Genomic DNA, 16898 nt, shown 5'->3' on the forward strand with positions numbered 1-16898 from the left:
TCAATTAAATTGTTTCATCATTAACGACATTATCAAAAGGGTTAGGAAGTTTCATTAACTTAGCCAATAAACCAGCAATTTTTGGTCGCATATCTCGACGATGAATAATCATATCAATTGCGCCTTTTTCAAGTAAAAACTCACTACGTTGGAATCCTTCTGGCAATGTTTCACGTACAGTTTGTTGTATTACTCTAGGGCCAGCAAAACCAATTAATGCTTTAGGCTCTGCAATATTAATATCGCCTAGCATAGCTAAACTTGCAGATACACCGCCCATTGTTGGATCGGTCATTACTGAAATGTATGGTAATCCTTCATCTTGCATTTTAGCTAAAATAGCACTCGTTTTTGCCATTTGCATTAATGAGAATAGTGCTTCTTGCATACGAGCACCACCACTGGTTGAAAAACAAATTAGTGGGCATTTATCTGCAATTGCTTGTTCAGCAGCACGAGTAAATAAAGCGCCAACCACCGATGACATTGATCCACCAATAAAAGCAAATTCAAAACAAGCTACGACAACCGGAATGCCTAGTAGTGTTCCTTTCATAACGACCATAGCTTCTTTTTCGTGAGTTTCTTTTTGTGCCGCAGTTAAACGATCTTTATATTTTTTAGTATCTTTGAATCTTAAAATATCTTTCGGAGCAAGTTCTGCACCAATTTCGACATCAGATCCTTCATCTAAGAAACGATATAAGCGAACTCGGGCAGGAATATGCATATGGTGATCACATTTCGGACAGACCTCTAAGTTTCGGTCAAGTTCAGCTTGATAAATGACCTGCTCACAATTGCTACATTTAGTCCAAACACCACCTGGAATATTCGCCTTTTTATGATCTGACGATATATTATTTTTACTCAGAATTTTTTCAATCCAGCTCATTATGATTCTCTCATTCGGTACTCTATAATTAACGACGTATTGTATAATACTTTGCAATAATTCTTAATACTTGTTTTTGCTTTTATATCAATTTATCCGCAATTCAATAAAATTTTTGATATTACTTAAAAATAATATACAACCAAACTTTAAAAAAGTTCAGACAAAACAAAAATAATCATCAAAATTAATTTTTAACTATAACATTTAACAATAAAACTATATTTAATATGACCACAAAAAATTATTGGTATATAATTAAAGAATAATTGTTTTTCATTTTTTCAGAAATAAGGGGTTATAGATGGACAAGGAAAAATCAGCCGCACCATCATTTCAAGATGTTCTTGAATACATTCGTTTGTCACGTCGTTTAAACAAATTAAAACGCGAAATCTCAGATAACGAGAAGAAAATTCGTGACAACCAAAAGCGCGTATTATTACTTGAAAATTTAAGTGATTATATTAAACCTGATATGACTTACGAAGAGCTTCAAGCTATTATTGCCAACATGAAGAGCGATTACGATGATCGTGTTGATGATTACATCATCAAAAATGCTGAAATTTCTAAGGAACGTCGTGACATCAGTAAAAAAATGCGTGGTTACCGTTCTAATTAATTTCTTTTCAAATAATACCCTTTTTTAAAAGGGTATTATTTTCTGGTTACTAACCTCCAGCAAGTTTAACTTTAAATCCTTTATCTTCTATTAGTGATTTTAATAGATCGCGTTTATCACCTTGAATCTCAATTTTTCCATCCTTAACCGAACCGCCACAACCACAACGTTTTTTAAGATCGGCGGCTAATTGCTGTAATTGGCCATCATCTAAGTCAAAACCATCAATCACACAAACTCCCTTTCCTTTTCGGCCCGATGTCTGACGTGAAATACGAATAATACCATCACCTTTAGGACGAAGCTTAGTGGCTTTTTCAGGTGTTATTCGACCATGCTCAGTTGAATAAACAATTGGATTATCTGACATACTAATTGCTCTTAGATGAATCAAGTGTTGATAAAATAGTTTGTAATGCTTTGCTTGGATCATCCGCTTGCGTTATAGGACGACCTATGACTAAATAATCTGCACCAGCTGCCTGCGCTCGTTGTGGAGTCATAATTCGTCGCTGATCATCAGGTGTAGAACCGGCCGGACGAATACCAGGTGTAACCAATTTAAAATCACTACCAAGTCGCGTTCTAAAGCTCTGTACTTCTTTAGCTGAACAAACTACACCATCAAGCCCGCAGTTTTTGGCCAATAATGCTAAACGAGTTGCTTGTTCTAATGGCGATACCTCAATACCAATTTCTTTAAGATCTGAAGATTCCATACTCGTTAGTACAGTGACCGCAATTAATAAAGGTGCATCTTTTCCATATTGGTAAAGGGCATCTTTCGCCGCCTCCATCATGCGCACTCCACCACTGGCGTGAACATTTGTCATCCAGACACCTAACTCAGCAGCAGCAGCTACCGCTTTGGCTACCGTATTAGGAATATCATGAAATTTGAGATCTAAAAAAATATCGAAACCTTTTTGTTGTATCTGTTTAATAAAATCAGGACCAGCATGAGTAAATAATTCTTTACCGATTTTAAGGCGACAATCTTTAGGTTCAACTTTATCAATAAAATTCCATGCGGACTTTGTATCAGAAAAATCAACAGCAACAATAATTGGAGATGACATAACTTAGTTATTCCTTTTAATTATAAATTTTTAACTATTCTTTTTAATAAATTCACTTAAATCAGCATAGAATATACGAGCACTTTCTTTATAACCTTGTAATGTTTGATGTACTAAATCTGGACGAGCAAGGCCTCGCCTACGCCAATCTTTAATAGAATGAGGGCCGCCCATTGCCAGTTGCCAATCCCAAAATAGCGTTTTCTCTGACTTAGCAACTTGTTTTTGGATACTCATTACTTTAGCAAAAGACTTTGGAAAATTCTTTTCATTTAACATTGTATCTGGTGGCGTCATTAATAATATTACCGAATTTGGTGAGGATTTGCGAATTTGACGAATATTTTTCACCAAGTTTTTACGATAAGCATTCGCATCTAAAGTTTCATCAAAACTTTCATTTGTACCATATTCAAGAATAATCAAATCACTTTTTGATGCCGATAATTCATTTAACCAGTTAGGGCCCCACTTCTGCCATATTGTCTGTTTGGCACCATTAGTTGCAATCGAAGAGACAACAACGCCAGATTGTTGGTAACGAGTTAACCATATACCACCTATTTCAATATCGTTAGTTGCTTTGATAGAAAAAGGTGCTTTAGTGATAAAAGATATTGTCTGCCAGACATTACTTTTGGATGAATAGCTAATATCTATTTTTTTATCATTAGCATCATAAATATTCAACAAATTAGGACTATTTTTTAAAATTTTAACGGTTAATTGTACTCGCCAATTTTTGTTGCCTGCATTTTTAGGTATCAGCTGTATAGTCGCTACATCTTTGGTTGGCTTAGCAATAAATCCTCCCATCGGGAAATCTAAATTACTTAATGTACGGCTACTTAATACATTCCAGTTTTTTACTTTCCAACTTACCCCTGCATGGCTTTGACCTTTTATCGCAACCGGAGTGACCCAGCCAATCCCTGCATTACCATATTTTTGTTGCATCAAAGTTCGAAATTCACCAGTAAAAAAATCTGCTGCAGAGTGAGAATCGCCAAGTTGAGTGATATTCACTACTTGATTACTATTTGTATTTTTGGACAATGAGTTTAATCGTTGGATAAATTGTTTGCTATTGGGATCGCCAAAGTCAACAATACCGGATAGTGCACTTGTTCTACTTTCAGCGACACTGCAACCAACAGAAACAGTGACAATCATTACAGTAAGAATATACTTTAAAAGTTTAATCACTATCATTGTCCTCTAATTGTTTAAAAATGATTTTTTCCATAATAGCCGTGGCTAAAATTTTCTGGCCGGTGGTGGTAAAATGGACGCCATCATCAACCCTTACTTTTATTTTTCCTTTATCGGATTCAACAAAACTTGTAAAATTCTCATAAGTACAACCTAATAACTGATTAGTAGTTAAAAAATGTTGTTGTACTTTTTCTATTTCAGATTGATACAACATATTTAAATACACCATGCCTTCATTGAGTTTCGGTTTACGCATACAAGGAGCTGCTAGCCAAAGGACTTGTACATCATGCTCATAAGCACTATTTAAAATAGCAGCTATACGCAAACGGTATTCTTCTTCCCATATAGGTGATTTGAATTTAACGTATTTAGGGTATCCTTTTAAGGGAAAATCCCACGGGTCATTAGGCCCCAGAAATACCACAAGTAATTTAATAGAAGGATCGGTAATTAAGTTATCACTAATTGTTTTTGGCCAATTAAAGGCTTTTGGGTAAGCAAGGCCCGTGCTTTGTTTACTAAGATCAATGCTTTCTATTTTATATTGTTTGAATAACATTTTTTTAACATATGGTGCAACGCCTTGCATTAATGAATCACCGGCAAAAAAGACCTTATCATTTTCAGTTAATACTATTGGTAATGGTTCATGAATTAATGGGATATCATGTTTTGGCACTTTAGGTGTTTCAATATCAGTTAATAAAGATGCTTGATTGTTTACTAGCTCATTTGGCTGATTTTTTGATTGAGTAACATCTTTATTATTAGGAATGGATTGATTATGTATTTGTTGTTTAGTCGTATTGTTTATTTTAACAACATCTGGTTGTGAAATAATTAGAACATCTTTAACCAAATGAATATTAACATCTTTTAAGTTATCATTCTGTTCAACGGTTGTTGTTTGAGATCCTAATAAAATTTCATCTATAGGTTCGTCAGAATCTTCTTTTATGAAGTCTTGAGTAACACTTTCTGAATTAAAAAGATCGGAATGATAAGTTTGTTGCCAATAGATTAAAATTGATCGTTGATAAATTGCAATTAATGCAATACCGGTAATAAATAATAGGAAAAAAATTTTTTTTGCAGAAAGCGTATCTTGCTTATCTAGTAAACAATCTGATTTTTTAAAATTGTTTTTAGTTCTCTTATTATTAAAAGTATTATTTTTCAACAATTTATTTTGTGGCCTAACTTTTCTAGACCTATTTCTTCTATTTTTCGAAAATGTTTTTTTGTATGTCATTTTAATTTTTCATCATAATCAAAAATTAGCATAAATAAAATTTGGTACACCAGAAGGTGCTAAATAGATTGTTAGCCATAATATAAGGATAAAAAAAACTGGCAGGTAAACACTATTTATTTTACTAAACTGTACCGCACTCCAAGTAGGAATATTTTTACATATTGGATATATAAAAAATACGATACCTATACTTATAAATGCCCCGATATAATGTGAATCTACGGTAAAATTGTGGCATAAAGCATATAGGTAATCTAATGCATCAGTGAAGCTCTCACAACAGAAAAATAGCCAGGTAAAACAGATATAGTGCCAAGATAATAATCGAGCAACAGTTGGCGAACGTTGCGTTATCCATCCTCTACCTATAAAACGATCTAAAATATTAAGAAAGACAATGCCTATACCGTGACAGGCCCCCCAAATAATAAAATTAATCCCAGCTCCATGCCATAATCCAGACAGCAACATCGCTAACATCACATTAACTTGAGTGCGAACAAAACCACAACGACTGCCACCGAGAGGAATATATATATAATCTCTAATCCAATGAGATAAGCTAATATGCCAGCGATCCCAAAACTCACGTAAATTAAAGGCTAAATAAGGAAAATTGAAGTTAATCGGCAACCGAAAACCTAATAAAAGTGCAATCCCTGTCACTAAATCAGTATAACCAGAAAAGTTAAGATAAATTTGCATAGCATAAGCATATAAGCCAACTAATAAATCAATAACACTATATTCTAAAGGGTTTGAAAAAATTGGCGTTACCCAATTTTCACTAATTAATCCGCCCAGACAATAAACTTTTATGACGGCTAAAATAATTAATGTAAAAGCGCGAAAGGGCTCTAATATATCTCTAGGTTGATTTACCGCTATTTGAGGTAGAAACGTTTTTGCTCGATTGATTGGACCGGCAATTAAACTGGGGAAAAAAGCTAAAAACAAAGCAAAATCCCAAAATCTCGCTACCGGTAATTCTCTCTTTTTAATAGATACTAAATAACTTACAGAATGGAAAGTATAAAATGAAATGCCTATTGGAATAAGAACAGTAACAACAGGTATCAAAATTGATAAGTTTAAATAATTACATAATGACTGTAACTCATATCGAAAAAAATCAAAATATTTAAATAATGCTAAATTGATGATTGCCGCAACCAATCCTAATATCAACCATCGCTTAGCATGATGTTTGGAACCAGCAATCATCACAGAAACAAAATATATCGCGCAGGTATAAATAAAAAGGATAACAGCAAACTGAAAACTATAACTAGCAACAATAAGATAACTTGAAATCAAAAGTAATATATTCTGAAATTTTGGTAATAATCTAAAAGCCCAATATATCGCAAAGAAACCCACAAAAATTAGACCAAATTCAATCGATAAATAACTCACTGCAATCCTTTCATCTGTAAATATACCGTTGACCAAAACTTTATTTCTATATTATTACTCTCTTAATTCTGCTGCTGATAGCCAATTAGTTGTGATTGAGCTAAAGCATTATAGATAATCAATTCTTTATTTAATCCAGTGACCGATAACAATAAATTCCTCGCTTGTAACCAAATTTGATACAACGAAGCTATTTCATCATTATTCTTTGTCGCAAGTAGCCTGACTAAAGGCACTTGATCGCGATTAACTATGTATCGACCTACTTTTTGTTTGGCTTTTAAGGCATCGCTTAACAATGCACAAAACCAAGTAATGTGCTCAAAAAAACCTTCATGATTAAAAGTTTTTGCTAATTGCCAAAAATTATTTTGCGGTAAGATTTCTAATAAATTTTCACAAAATGATTTTCTCTGCTGCCATTTTTCAGGTTGAAGTAATATTGCTGCATTTAGTGGCGCATTTTCGCTCAATAATAATGCAGTGGCAAGCTCATTATCGCTGTATAGGTGATTGTGTTGTTTTTTTAACCAATCAATGGATTGTTCTAATTTTGGAATAGGTAAAAAATAACTAAAACAACGACTGTGAATTGTGGGTAAAAATTGGCTATTATGCTCATCACTCAAAATAAAATAGGTATTTTCTGGCGGCTCTTCTAATGTTTTTAGCAATGCATTAGCTGCAGCTTCCGTCATTGAAGCCGCATGTTTGATCCAAATTATTTTATTGCCACCTTGCTGTGATTTTTCATAAACTTTAGTCGAAATACTACGTATTTGATCAATACCAATTGATTGTTTACCTTGCTCATGTGTAATTACGTAATAATCAGGATGATGCTGAGATAAAAACAACTGGCAATTATGACAATTACCACAAGGCTCTAATTGTTGTGAAGATTGACAAATTAATCGATTAACCAGTAGATTTATCAATTCTTCTTCACCACTTCCCTGAATATAATTAATTAACATGGCATGATGTGCCCGATTATTAACAATCGTATCAGCAAGTTGCTGAAAAGGTAATGCAAGCCAAGGATATTTATTAAAAATCATAAAACCAAAACCTAATTTATTAGCCATGAATTCAAAATAGTTTCAATTTGAGCTGTCACTTCTTCTATAGATTGATTGGCATCGATGGTCACAATAGTATTATCACGCTCAGCTAGTTGTAAATAACGCTGACGAATACGCTCAAAGAATGGTAATGATTGTTGTTCAATGCGATCAAGCTGCCCGCGGGATCTGGCCCGCATTAAACCGAGTTCTGGCGCAACATCTAAGTACAATGTTAAATCAGGTTTAAATTTACCCAAAACCTGAGCTTGTAATGTTTCAATAAAAACCTTATCGATCTGTCGCCCACCACCTTGATAAGCTTGAGTTGATAAATCATGTCGATCACCAATAACCCATTTCCCCATTTTTAATGCCGGTTTAATTACATTATCAACCAATTGTATACGAGCAGCATAAAGCATTAGCAATTCCGCTTTATCGGTTAGCGGTTCATTATCTAAACCATTTTTAATAATATTTCGTAATGCTTCTGCAATTGGAGTACCGCCAGGTTCGCGAGTAAATTGTAAATCAGCAATATGATGTTGTTTTAAAATACGTGCAACAGTATTGATGGCGGTTGTTTTGCCTGCACCTTCTAAACCTTCGATGACAATAAATTTACCTGTCATACAAAATTCCTAAATGATTAATAATGAATTGATGATTAATGTTGAGTATTGTACGCTATTTTTAATAATTATTTTAGTTTAGCTAAAAATTAGCTATTAATGATATAGTAAAAATAAACTTTATTAAGAAGAGATGATAGAGATCTTATATGCCACAAAACTTTAAAAATTATAATCAAGATCTATTAAAAAAAGTTGTATTAAAGAAAAATATAACAGCAATAGTACAGCTTTCAGTGGCACTCTTGTTTATTCTTAATATTCTTTTTGCTTTGCGAGTACACCAAAGAACTATTATCTTCCCTAAAATTGAATTTTCATTTTTTTCTGTAGCCATCATGCTTAGTTTTCTTCTCGCTTTTTCTAGAAAAAAAATGTTGAAAAAACCATTTTTAGAACGAATTAAACAGTACCTTGCACGTGCTTTTATGATTTTTTCTTTTAATCTCCTAATTTTTTTAGGTATACCAATAGATATTATTTATTTCTATCCTACTGAATCTAAAATTTATACCACTGAATATAAAATTACCGCACCAGGGCCAAGTAGAGGTAAACATGGGCATTGTAAAAATGGTTTAAAGATTCTTGATAAAGATAACAATTATTTCTTTTTTCTATGTATAAATTTAAATGACAAAATCAAATATGGTACTAAAGCTCAAGTAAGAGTTAAAGAAACACCAATAGGCTCATACTTAATTGATTATAAGTTATTTGTTACTAGCAAATAATTTACTAATTAATCACATTTGCAATATCATGTAAACCATTTCAACGCACTTTCTGCCTAGTGTTATTACCTTAAAAACCGATATTATGCAGGACTTTAATTTGACGATTTGAATCACTTAATGTTTATAATACAACATTAAACATTCAGCCCTAGAAACGTTAATTACATAATAATGTTACTCACATTGAGAAAGTTATGATTAAAAAGAATAATGATAATTATCCAGCAAATAAAGATTTAAATAATAACAATACTGGTACACAGTCCGAGATCACATCGTTACAGACAAAACAGCCGTTGTTTCTGTCAATCATTGATAAATTAACGCCTTTTTCCATGATTTGGGTTAGTTTGGTGTTGATGTATGGTGTTATCTGTATGTATACAAATAAAATGGGACAAGATGAGTTTTATCGTTTTATTTTTTTCTTACAAAGCCCAGTTGTTGTAGTGCTAAACTGTATTGCATTACTACTCGCTTTATTTCATTCAATAAACTGGTTTAGGTTAATGCCAAAGATTATTTTTAAGCAAAATATTCATAAAAAGAAACAAGGATATTTACTTATTATTGGCTTATGGGGTGTAACAATTTTACTTTCATATTGCTTAGTATTATTGATAATTAAATAAGTGGTATTTGATCAATGAAAAATCAAGAAACTCAACCAATACAGTCTGACTCAAAAGTGGCAAAAGGATTATTTTCTTTAGGTGGGCTTTGGGCAGCTATTTTCGCACCAGTGGTATTAATCATTGTTGCGTTTATCATTCCTTTTGGTGACGCAATAACGCGTTCATATATTTTAAAGTTAGCCAATACTGAATTAGGTAAATTATTTTTGTGCTTAATGATTTCGCTACCAATTTGGTGTGGATTGCAACAGATTCTAACTTTGTTACATCAATTTAATATCTATCCAAAGCGAGAAAAGCTACTTACGTATGGTTTAGCGTTAGCATGGACAGCTCATGCGATTTATATTTTATTTGTAAGATAAAACTAGAGTGATGTTTATTCATTGGCGTTATCGAGTTCACTAGTGATAACGCCATGTTTAATTGATTAATAATACGTAATCTGCCGAACTATATTAGTTTGTTTGGTTTTTCTATTTTGTTTTGATTGTGTTGCACTCAGCCAATCATTTTTCTCATTAAAAGTTAAAAATTCAGTCATGTAATGAGTGGTATTTTTTCCAACTATTGAATAAGTCGATTGGATTGCATTTAATCGATTTTTATCATCATATTGGTAAGAAAAATCGCTTTCATTTTTAGTTTTATTACTATATTGCGCCGAGACCTTTGCTAGATGGCGATTTTGATAACCAAATGCATAAATCGAAGCACCTTTTTGCTCTGTTCCTACTACTTGACCATTAGCATCCAACTCTTTTAGCTGCCATTGCACATTTTTATTAATTAAACAATTGTTATTATCAAATTGATAACTATCATTCTCAATAAAGGTAAAATCGGGCGCTTGTTTTATCTGTTCAGAAGCAATAACTCTACCTTGTGTATCGATTTTGAACTGAGTGGTGCTCCTTGTTTCATCCTCAATATCTTCAATCACATTTTGCCAGCCAGATTCGTTTTTTTGTAGATGTTCAGAATAGAGTTTTTCATTATCACCGGAATAAAGATCGTAATGACTTTCTGTAATCAAACCATTTGGATCATAATTTAAACTATGTTTGACAATTGAACGTATCGTACCAGTATCTGATGTAATGGTTGAAGTTCTCACTTCTTGCTTAATCCCTTTAGCTGTTGAATCAATAAAGTCTAATATTTTAAAAATATAGTTATTTGCCTCAACTTTATTTTGTTCGGGATTATCTGAACATGTCAATGCCATTGCATTTATTGAGATAAATGATAAACATGAAGCGGTTAAAAAACGGAATATATTTTTTTGCATAATGAACCTGTTAACTCGTTTACTAAACTAAATATTTAATAGTGGCTTATAGCTAAGCCACAAAGTTGTACATTTATTTTTTTCGCATTAATAATGCGTCTTCCCAATTAACCTTTTGTTCTTGTTTATGCTCTTGCTGAGCTTGTTGTTTTTCATCAGACTGTCCATCTTTTTCTACATTTTCAGATGATCCTGTTTTTTGAGTTTTTTCGATAATATCCGCGTGAATTAACGTCTTAGTCGCTTTTCTCGGTGGTTTATCTAAAAATGATAGTAAAACTTTAGTGTACTCTGATTCCGGCGTATAAAACACTTTTTCTCGTGAACCTTGTTCAACAATTTTACCGTCTTTCATAACCACAATCTGATGACATATTGAATAGATTAACGCAAGATCATGGCTAATAAACAGATAGCTAAGGTGATGTTTCTCTTGCAATGATTTAAGTAAATTAATTATCTGTTTTTGAATTGTATGATCTAAAGATGACGTTGGCTCATCTAAAATTAATAGTTCCGGCTGCAATATTAAAGCTCTAGCAATCGCTATTCTTTGCCGTTGTCCACCAGAAAACTCATTTGGATAACGAAAACGCATTTCAGGATCCAAACCAACCTCTAGCATAATATCAATTACCGCTTGTTCTCGCTCTGTTTTAGTCAATTTTTTGTGCGTCATTAGACCTTCACTGATGATCTGCTCAACATTAAAGCGAGGATTAAGTGATGAAAATGGATCTTGAAATACAACCTGAATTCGGCTACGGAATGGTAATAACTTCTTACCAGATAAATTCTGGATAGGATGGCTATCGAATAGGATATCGCCTTTTGATTTTATTAAACGTAAAATAGCTAGTGCAGTGGTACTTTTACCTGAGCCTGACTCCCCAACAATACCAACTGTCTCACCTTGATGTACCGCAAAACCAATATTATCAACAATTTTTTTCTTTTTGCTGCTAAATAATCGTTTTTGAGTAACGACCTCAACATCAAGATGATTCACATTCAGCAATATACCAGGAGTATCAGGTAAAGGAACCGGTTCACCACTAGGCTGAGAATTTAATAATGTTTGAGTATATTCATGCTGTGGACGCAAAAAGATACGTTGTTTATTATTGAATTCAACAATTTGGCCATCCTGCATTACCGCTACTTTATCTGCCAATTTTTTTACTATGCCCAAATTATGTGAAATAAATAACATGCTCATATTAAGCTCTTTTTTGAGCTCTTTGAGTAATTCAATAATCTGTCCCTGAACAGAAACATCTAAAGCAGTAGTTGGTTCATCAGCAATTAATAATTTTGGATGAGTTAAAATGGCCATGGCAATCATTACACGTTGCCTCTCACCGCCAGATAACTGATGAGGATAAGAAGCCAGTTTGCTTTTAGGATCTTTAATGCCAACCCGATCGAGATATTGTAAGATTTCACCTCGAGCCACATTACGTCGCATACCCCGATGTAAAGATAAGACTTCATAAAGTTGTTTTTCAACGGTATGCAATGGATTAAGTGATACCATTGGCTCTTGAAATATCATACTAATTTCATTACCGCGAATTTTACGCAATTGTTTTTCAGAGACATGTAATAATGATTTATCTTCGAAAATAATATCTCCTGAAGGATAAATCACTCGCTCTTTTGATAACAGCCTTAATATTGACAGTGCTGTTACACTTTTACCAGAGCCTGACTCACCGACTAATGCTACTGTTTCTTGTTCATTAATATCAAAACTAATAGCGTCAACAACTTGATTTTGTGAATGCTGGCCAGTTTTAAAGGCAATACTTAAATCAATGATAGATAATAAAGGAGAACTCATTGATATACTCCTTTGTTTGGATCGAATGCATCTCTAATTGCTTCACCAATAAATATTAACAGTGACAATAAGATGGAAATAACTAAAAAAGAACTCATTCCTAACCAAGGCGCTTGCAAATTATTTTTGCCTTGTAGTAATAATCGCCCTAAAGATGGTGAATCGATTGGTAAACCAAAGCCAAGAAAATCAAGTGCCGTTAGTGTTGAAATTGAACCACAAAGAATAAATGGTAAAAATGTTAATGTTGCCACCATCGCATTTGGTAGCATATGTCGTAACATAATTTTACTATCGCTTACGCCCATAGCTTTAGCGGCTCGAATATAATCGAAGTTACGGGTTCGCAAGAATTCTGCTCGAACAACACCGACCAATGCCATCCAGCCAAATAACACCGTAATACCTAATAACCACCAAAAATTAAGCGGTAAAATACTGGCAAGCAGAATTATCACAAATAGCTCAGGTAAACCACTCCAAATCTCAATAAATCGTTGTCCTAATAGATCAACTTTTCCACCATAATAACCTTGAATCGCGCCAATTAGCACGCCGATAATGGAGGTGAAAAAGGTAAGAAACAAGGCAAAAAACATTGATACTCTAAAACCATAGGCAATGTTTGCTAAAACATCAAACCCAGCATCGGTGGTGCCAAGCAAATGGTTTTTTGATGGTGGTGTAGGGAACGTGCTGGTTGTGTCATGAATCACTGTATTATGGGTATAACGAAATGGAGGCCAAAGTATCCAACCATCAGACTCAATCTTATTTTGTACCGCCGGATCTAAATAATTAGTTTGTGTTTGAAATTGCCCACCAAATTCAGTTTCCGGATAAAAATGGAATATTGGCGAATAATAGTTATTTTGATACTTGATAAATATTGGTCGATCATTAAATATAAAATCAGAAAATAGGCTGATTATAAATAATATTGAAAATAACCATAATGAATAATACCCACGTCGATTGCGTTTAAATCGTTGCCAACGTAGCTGATTAATTGAATAGTGCGTAGTCATCAGTTGCGAGCCTCAAAGTCAATACGTGGATCGATTATCATATAAGATAAATCTGATAAGAGTTTGGTAATAAGCCCAATCAATGTAAATATATACAATGAACCAAAAATAACTGGGTAATCACGCTGAATAATTGCTTCATAACCGAGAAGACCCAATCCATTAAGCGAAAAAATAGCTTCAATCAATACTGAACCGGTAAATAAAATGCCAACAAATGCAGCAGGAAAACCCGATACAATAAGCAAGGTCGCATTACGAAAAACATGCTTATACAGAATTTGCCTTTCACTTAACCCTTTCGCTCTGGCAGTGACAACATATTGTTTACGAATCTCATCTAAGAATGAGTTTTTGGTTAACATGGTTAGTGTGGCAAAACCACTTACTACCATAGCGATAGTCGGTAAGCAAATATGCCATGCATAATCTTTTACTTTGCCCCAAAAATCTAATTGTTCAAAATTATTAGAAATCAATCCGCGCAGCGGGAAAATATCCCAATAACTGCCACCTGCAAACAAAACAATTAATAATACGGCTAATAAAAAAGCAGGTATTGCATAACCAATGATAATTAACGTACTTGACCAAAAATCAAATCTTGAACCATCTTTAACCGCTTTACGAATCCCTAATGGGATTGAGATTAAATAAATGATTAATGTACTCCATAATCCCAATGAAATAGAAACAGGTAAACTTTTTGCAATTAAACTTAATACTGATTCACTTTTAAAAAAACTGTTACCAAAATCAAACTGGATATATTGCTTTAACGTATTGATGTAGCGTTCCCAAAGCGGTTTATCAAATCCATACTGTTTTTCAATCATTGCCACAATTTCTGGATCTAAACCGCGTGCACCACGATAATTTGATTCATTTTTTGGTTCGGTCAACTTAGCAGGGCTATTTTCACTGCCAGGCAGCAATACTTGCCCTGCTTGAGGGCCATTCTCTATCATAGCTAAAGCTTGATCGACGGGGCCACCTGGTGCAATTTGCACAATAAAAAAGTTGATAGTCAAAATGATTAATAAGGTTGGTATAATTAGCAATAATCGACGGATAAAATAATTCAACATATTAACGTACTCTATTCTTTGTCAAACTAGCTGCTTTGTTTGCATCATACCACCAGCTATCAATACCTATTGCATAAGTTGGCTGTATGGCTGGTTGCCCAAATTTGTTCCAATATGCATAATAAGTTTTGCTGTTATACCACATTGGAATCATCGGATATTCTTGAGTTAAAATACGATCGAGCGCTCGTCCCAGTGAAATTAACTCACTTTGATTACCTACATTTTTGATTATTTCAGCAATAATCGAATCAATTGCCTGATTATGTAATCCTGAACCATTATAAGAAGAATTTAAATATTCACTTCCCCAAAAAATTATTAAATCTGAGGATGGATAATCTATTGCATTATAATTACGTGGCATCATGTCATAATCACGCTCACGCATTCTGCGCGTCAATTGGGCATAATCTAATGAAGTTATTTTCATTGTAATCCCCAAACGGGCTAAATTTTGCTGAAATGGAATCGCATATTTAATATCATCACCTAGATAAGTCAACAATTCAAACGCAAAAGGTTGCTCAGTTTTAGCATTAATTAACTTACCATCTTTAATGATCCAACCCGCTTCTTCTAATAATTTAGCTGCAGTTAATAAGTTATTGCGGTTAAAACCTTGTCCATCACTTTTCGAAATAGTGTAGGCTTCATCAAAAGCTTGCTCGGGAATAATATCTTTATATGGTGTTAACCATTTAAGTTCTTGTTCACTAGGTTTACCTTTTGCAGCATAAATAGTATTTTCAAAAAAACTAAACGGTCTTTTATAACTATCATAATAAAAGGCGTGATTAAGCCATTCAAAATCAAAAGCTAAGGTTATTGCTTGACGAACTCTAACATCTCTAAAAAGATCTTTCTGCAAATTAAACGCTAACCATTTAGTATCTACAGCGGTTTCGACGTTTTTTTCTTGCTTTATGATATCCTTTGAATCAAAGTATTTTCCTTGATATTGAGTAAACCAGTTTTTCGGTTGCCCTTCACCTCGGAAATCGTATTCTCCAGCTTTAAACGCCTCTAAAGATATACTCGTATCCATATAATAATCGATACGTTTTTCATCAAAATTATCTAAACCTTTATTAACAGGTAAATCTTTTGCCCAATAGTCAGGATTACGCTTATAAACTACATACTGCCCCATTTTATAATCACTAATATAATAAGGACCACTGCCAATAGGAGGAGTACTTAACGGCTCAGAAAAATTATGATCTTGCCAAAAATGTTTAGGAATAACACGCATACTACCGACAAAAGAAAGTAATTTTTCACGATCGGTTTCAGGCAATTCCACCCTAACCCGATAATCATCTATCGCTTTAACATTTATCCCTTTGTTATAAACTCGATATTGTGAAACACCTTCGGTCATAAATTTATGAAAAGTAAATTCCACGTCATATGCGGTTATTGGCTTACCATCCTGAAATCGTGCATTAGGATTAATCGAGACTTCTGCCCAACGATAACTATCAGAATAAGTAATTGAAGTTGCTATCAGTGGATAAAAGCTGGAAATATCATCGGCTGTTGAGGTAAAAAGAGAATCATATAACGAACCAGAATGGTGTTCAGGTGCGCCACGACTAGCAAAACGGTTAAAATTATCAAAGGTACCTATTTCATGTAGTTTGATAATACCACCTTTAGGGGCATTGGGGTTCACATATTCTAGGTGGTCAAAATTTTCAGGATATTTCGGATCACCCAATAACGAAAAAATGGTTTTATGATAAATATGCTCGCTTGGTTGATTCGGTTCAATGCTGTCAATCGGCTGGGATTCAATGGTCTCAGTTGATGGGTTAGCTTCTACCGTTGTATCTGACAGTAAAGTGATATTTGGTTCTTCTTCGGCATAGACAGTCATTGAACAAAAGAATAATCCACTCAAACAGCTTGAGATGAATAACTTTTTGATATTTTTTTTTCTTTGACTAATCATCCTAATTTAGTTCCTGTTTTATCAACAATTTATCAAAATAAGATTTTACCCTATTGAGTATTAGAAATTTTTAAACGATTTAGAATACGCTAAATCATACACAGTAAGCTAACTATTTTGCCAAACTTCAAT

The 16898-nt window shown here is 33.5% G+C and carries 17 protein-coding genes; 4 read left to right on the forward strand and 13 right to left on the reverse strand.

What is annotated here, in order from left to right; genetic code table 11:
- Window positions 1–4 precede the first annotated feature (4 nt).
- On the reverse strand, window positions 5–895 hold the full coding sequence (accD, locus tag RAM17_RS11840) for an acetyl-CoA carboxylase, carboxyltransferase subunit beta (RefSeq protein ID WP_110447116.1): 891 nt from the start codon (window positions 893–895) through the stop codon (window positions 5–7).
- Window positions 896–1199: 304 nt separating this feature from the next.
- Here accD and tmaR point away from each other — a divergent pair, with 304 nt between their 5' ends.
- Window positions 1200–1520, forward strand: a complete 321-nt coding sequence (tmaR, locus tag RAM17_RS11845) for a PTS system regulator TmaR (protein WP_065577725.1) — start codon at window positions 1200–1202, stop codon at window positions 1518–1520.
- A gap of 49 nt (window positions 1521–1569) precedes the next feature.
- On the opposite strand, the gene yciH is transcribed toward tmaR, so the two are convergent.
- The 7 genes from yciH to tmk form a co-directional block, all read right to left on the reverse strand.
- On the reverse strand, window positions 1570–1890 hold the full coding sequence (gene yciH / locus RAM17_RS11850; RefSeq protein WP_110447115.1) for a stress response translation initiation inhibitor YciH: 321 nt from the start codon (window positions 1888–1890) through the stop codon (window positions 1570–1572).
- 1 nt (window position 1891) lies between these two features.
- Window positions 1892–2599 carry an orotidine-5'-phosphate decarboxylase gene (gene pyrF / locus RAM17_RS11855; RefSeq protein WP_110447114.1) on the reverse strand — a complete coding sequence of 236 codons (708 nt, stop codon included), beginning with the start codon at window positions 2597–2599 and terminating at the stop codon, window positions 1892–1894.
- Between the two features lie 30 nt (window positions 2600–2629).
- Complete coding sequence (locus RAM17_RS11860; protein WP_181414616.1) at window positions 2630–3805, reverse strand: GDSL-type esterase/lipase family protein; 1176 nt, start codon at window positions 3803–3805, stop codon at window positions 2630–2632.
- Window positions 3798–5069 (reverse strand): SGNH/GDSL hydrolase family protein, encoded by a 1272-nt coding sequence (locus RAM17_RS11865; RefSeq protein WP_110447112.1) that lies wholly within the window; start codon window positions 5067–5069, stop codon window positions 3798–3800. The genes RAM17_RS11860 and RAM17_RS11865 overlap by 8 nt, the downstream gene beginning before the upstream one ends.
- 18 nt (window positions 5070–5087) lie before the next feature.
- Complete coding sequence (locus RAM17_RS11870; protein WP_110447111.1) at window positions 5088–6488, reverse strand: MBOAT family O-acyltransferase; 1401 nt, start codon at window positions 6486–6488, stop codon at window positions 5088–5090.
- A 62-nt stretch (window positions 6489–6550) separates the two neighbouring features.
- Window positions 6551–7549 carry a DNA polymerase III subunit delta' gene (holB, locus tag RAM17_RS11875; RefSeq protein WP_181414615.1) on the reverse strand — a complete coding sequence of 333 codons (999 nt, stop codon included), beginning with the start codon at window positions 7547–7549 and terminating at the stop codon, window positions 6551–6553.
- 11 nt (window positions 7550–7560) lie between these two features.
- Entirely contained in the window at window positions 7561–8187 is a 627-nt protein-coding gene (tmk, locus tag RAM17_RS11880) for a dTMP kinase (protein WP_110447109.1), read from the reverse strand.
- 149 nt (window positions 8188–8336) lie between these two features.
- Here tmk and RAM17_RS11885 point away from each other — a divergent pair, with 149 nt between their 5' ends.
- The 3 genes from RAM17_RS11885 to frdD all read left to right on the forward strand — a co-directional run bounded on the left by RAM17_RS11885 (window position 8337) and on the right by frdD (window position 9924).
- Complete coding sequence (locus RAM17_RS11885) at window positions 8337–8921, forward strand: hypothetical protein (RefSeq protein ID WP_110447108.1); 585 nt, start codon at window positions 8337–8339, stop codon at window positions 8919–8921.
- A gap of 197 nt (window positions 8922–9118) precedes the next feature.
- Window positions 9119–9556, forward strand: a complete 438-nt coding sequence (locus RAM17_RS11890; RefSeq protein ID WP_110447107.1) for a hypothetical protein — start codon at window positions 9119–9121, stop codon at window positions 9554–9556.
- Between the two features lie 14 nt (window positions 9557–9570).
- On the forward strand, window positions 9571–9924 hold the full coding sequence (frdD, locus tag RAM17_RS11895; RefSeq protein WP_110447106.1) for a fumarate reductase subunit FrdD: 354 nt from the start codon (window positions 9571–9573) through the stop codon (window positions 9922–9924).
- Between the two features lie 65 nt (window positions 9925–9989).
- On the opposite strand, the gene RAM17_RS11900 is transcribed toward frdD, so the two are convergent.
- From RAM17_RS11900 to RAM17_RS11920, 5 genes are all read right to left on the reverse strand, one after another.
- Window positions 9990–10850: a hypothetical protein gene (locus tag RAM17_RS11900; RefSeq protein WP_110447105.1), complete on the reverse strand. Its 861-nt coding sequence runs from the start codon at window positions 10848–10850 to the stop codon at window positions 9990–9992.
- Window positions 10851–10923: 73 nt separating this feature from the next.
- Window positions 10924–12693: a microcin C ABC transporter ATP-binding protein YejF gene (gene yejF / locus RAM17_RS11905; RefSeq protein WP_110447104.1), complete on the reverse strand. Its 1770-nt coding sequence runs from the start codon at window positions 12691–12693 to the stop codon at window positions 10924–10926.
- Window positions 12690–13721 carry an ABC transporter permease gene (locus tag RAM17_RS11910; RefSeq protein WP_110447103.1) on the reverse strand — a complete coding sequence of 344 codons (1032 nt, stop codon included), beginning with the start codon at window positions 13719–13721 and terminating at the stop codon, window positions 12690–12692. The genes yejF and RAM17_RS11910 overlap by 4 nt, the downstream gene beginning before the upstream one ends.
- Window positions 13721–14809, reverse strand: a complete 1089-nt coding sequence (locus RAM17_RS11915) for a microcin C ABC transporter permease YejB (protein WP_110447102.1) — start codon at window positions 14807–14809, stop codon at window positions 13721–13723. The genes RAM17_RS11910 and RAM17_RS11915 overlap by 1 nt, the downstream gene beginning before the upstream one ends.
- Before the next feature lies 1 nt (window position 14810).
- Window positions 14811–16766: an extracellular solute-binding protein gene (locus RAM17_RS11920; protein WP_220000017.1), complete on the reverse strand. Its 1956-nt coding sequence runs from the start codon at window positions 16764–16766 to the stop codon at window positions 14811–14813.
- Window positions 16767–16898: the final 132 nt, after the last annotated feature.

It is taken from the genome of Gilliamella apis, assembly GCF_030758615.1.
In the GTDB taxonomy this organism is placed as follows: domain Bacteria; phylum Pseudomonadota; class Gammaproteobacteria; order Enterobacterales; family Orbaceae; genus Gilliamella; species Gilliamella apis_A.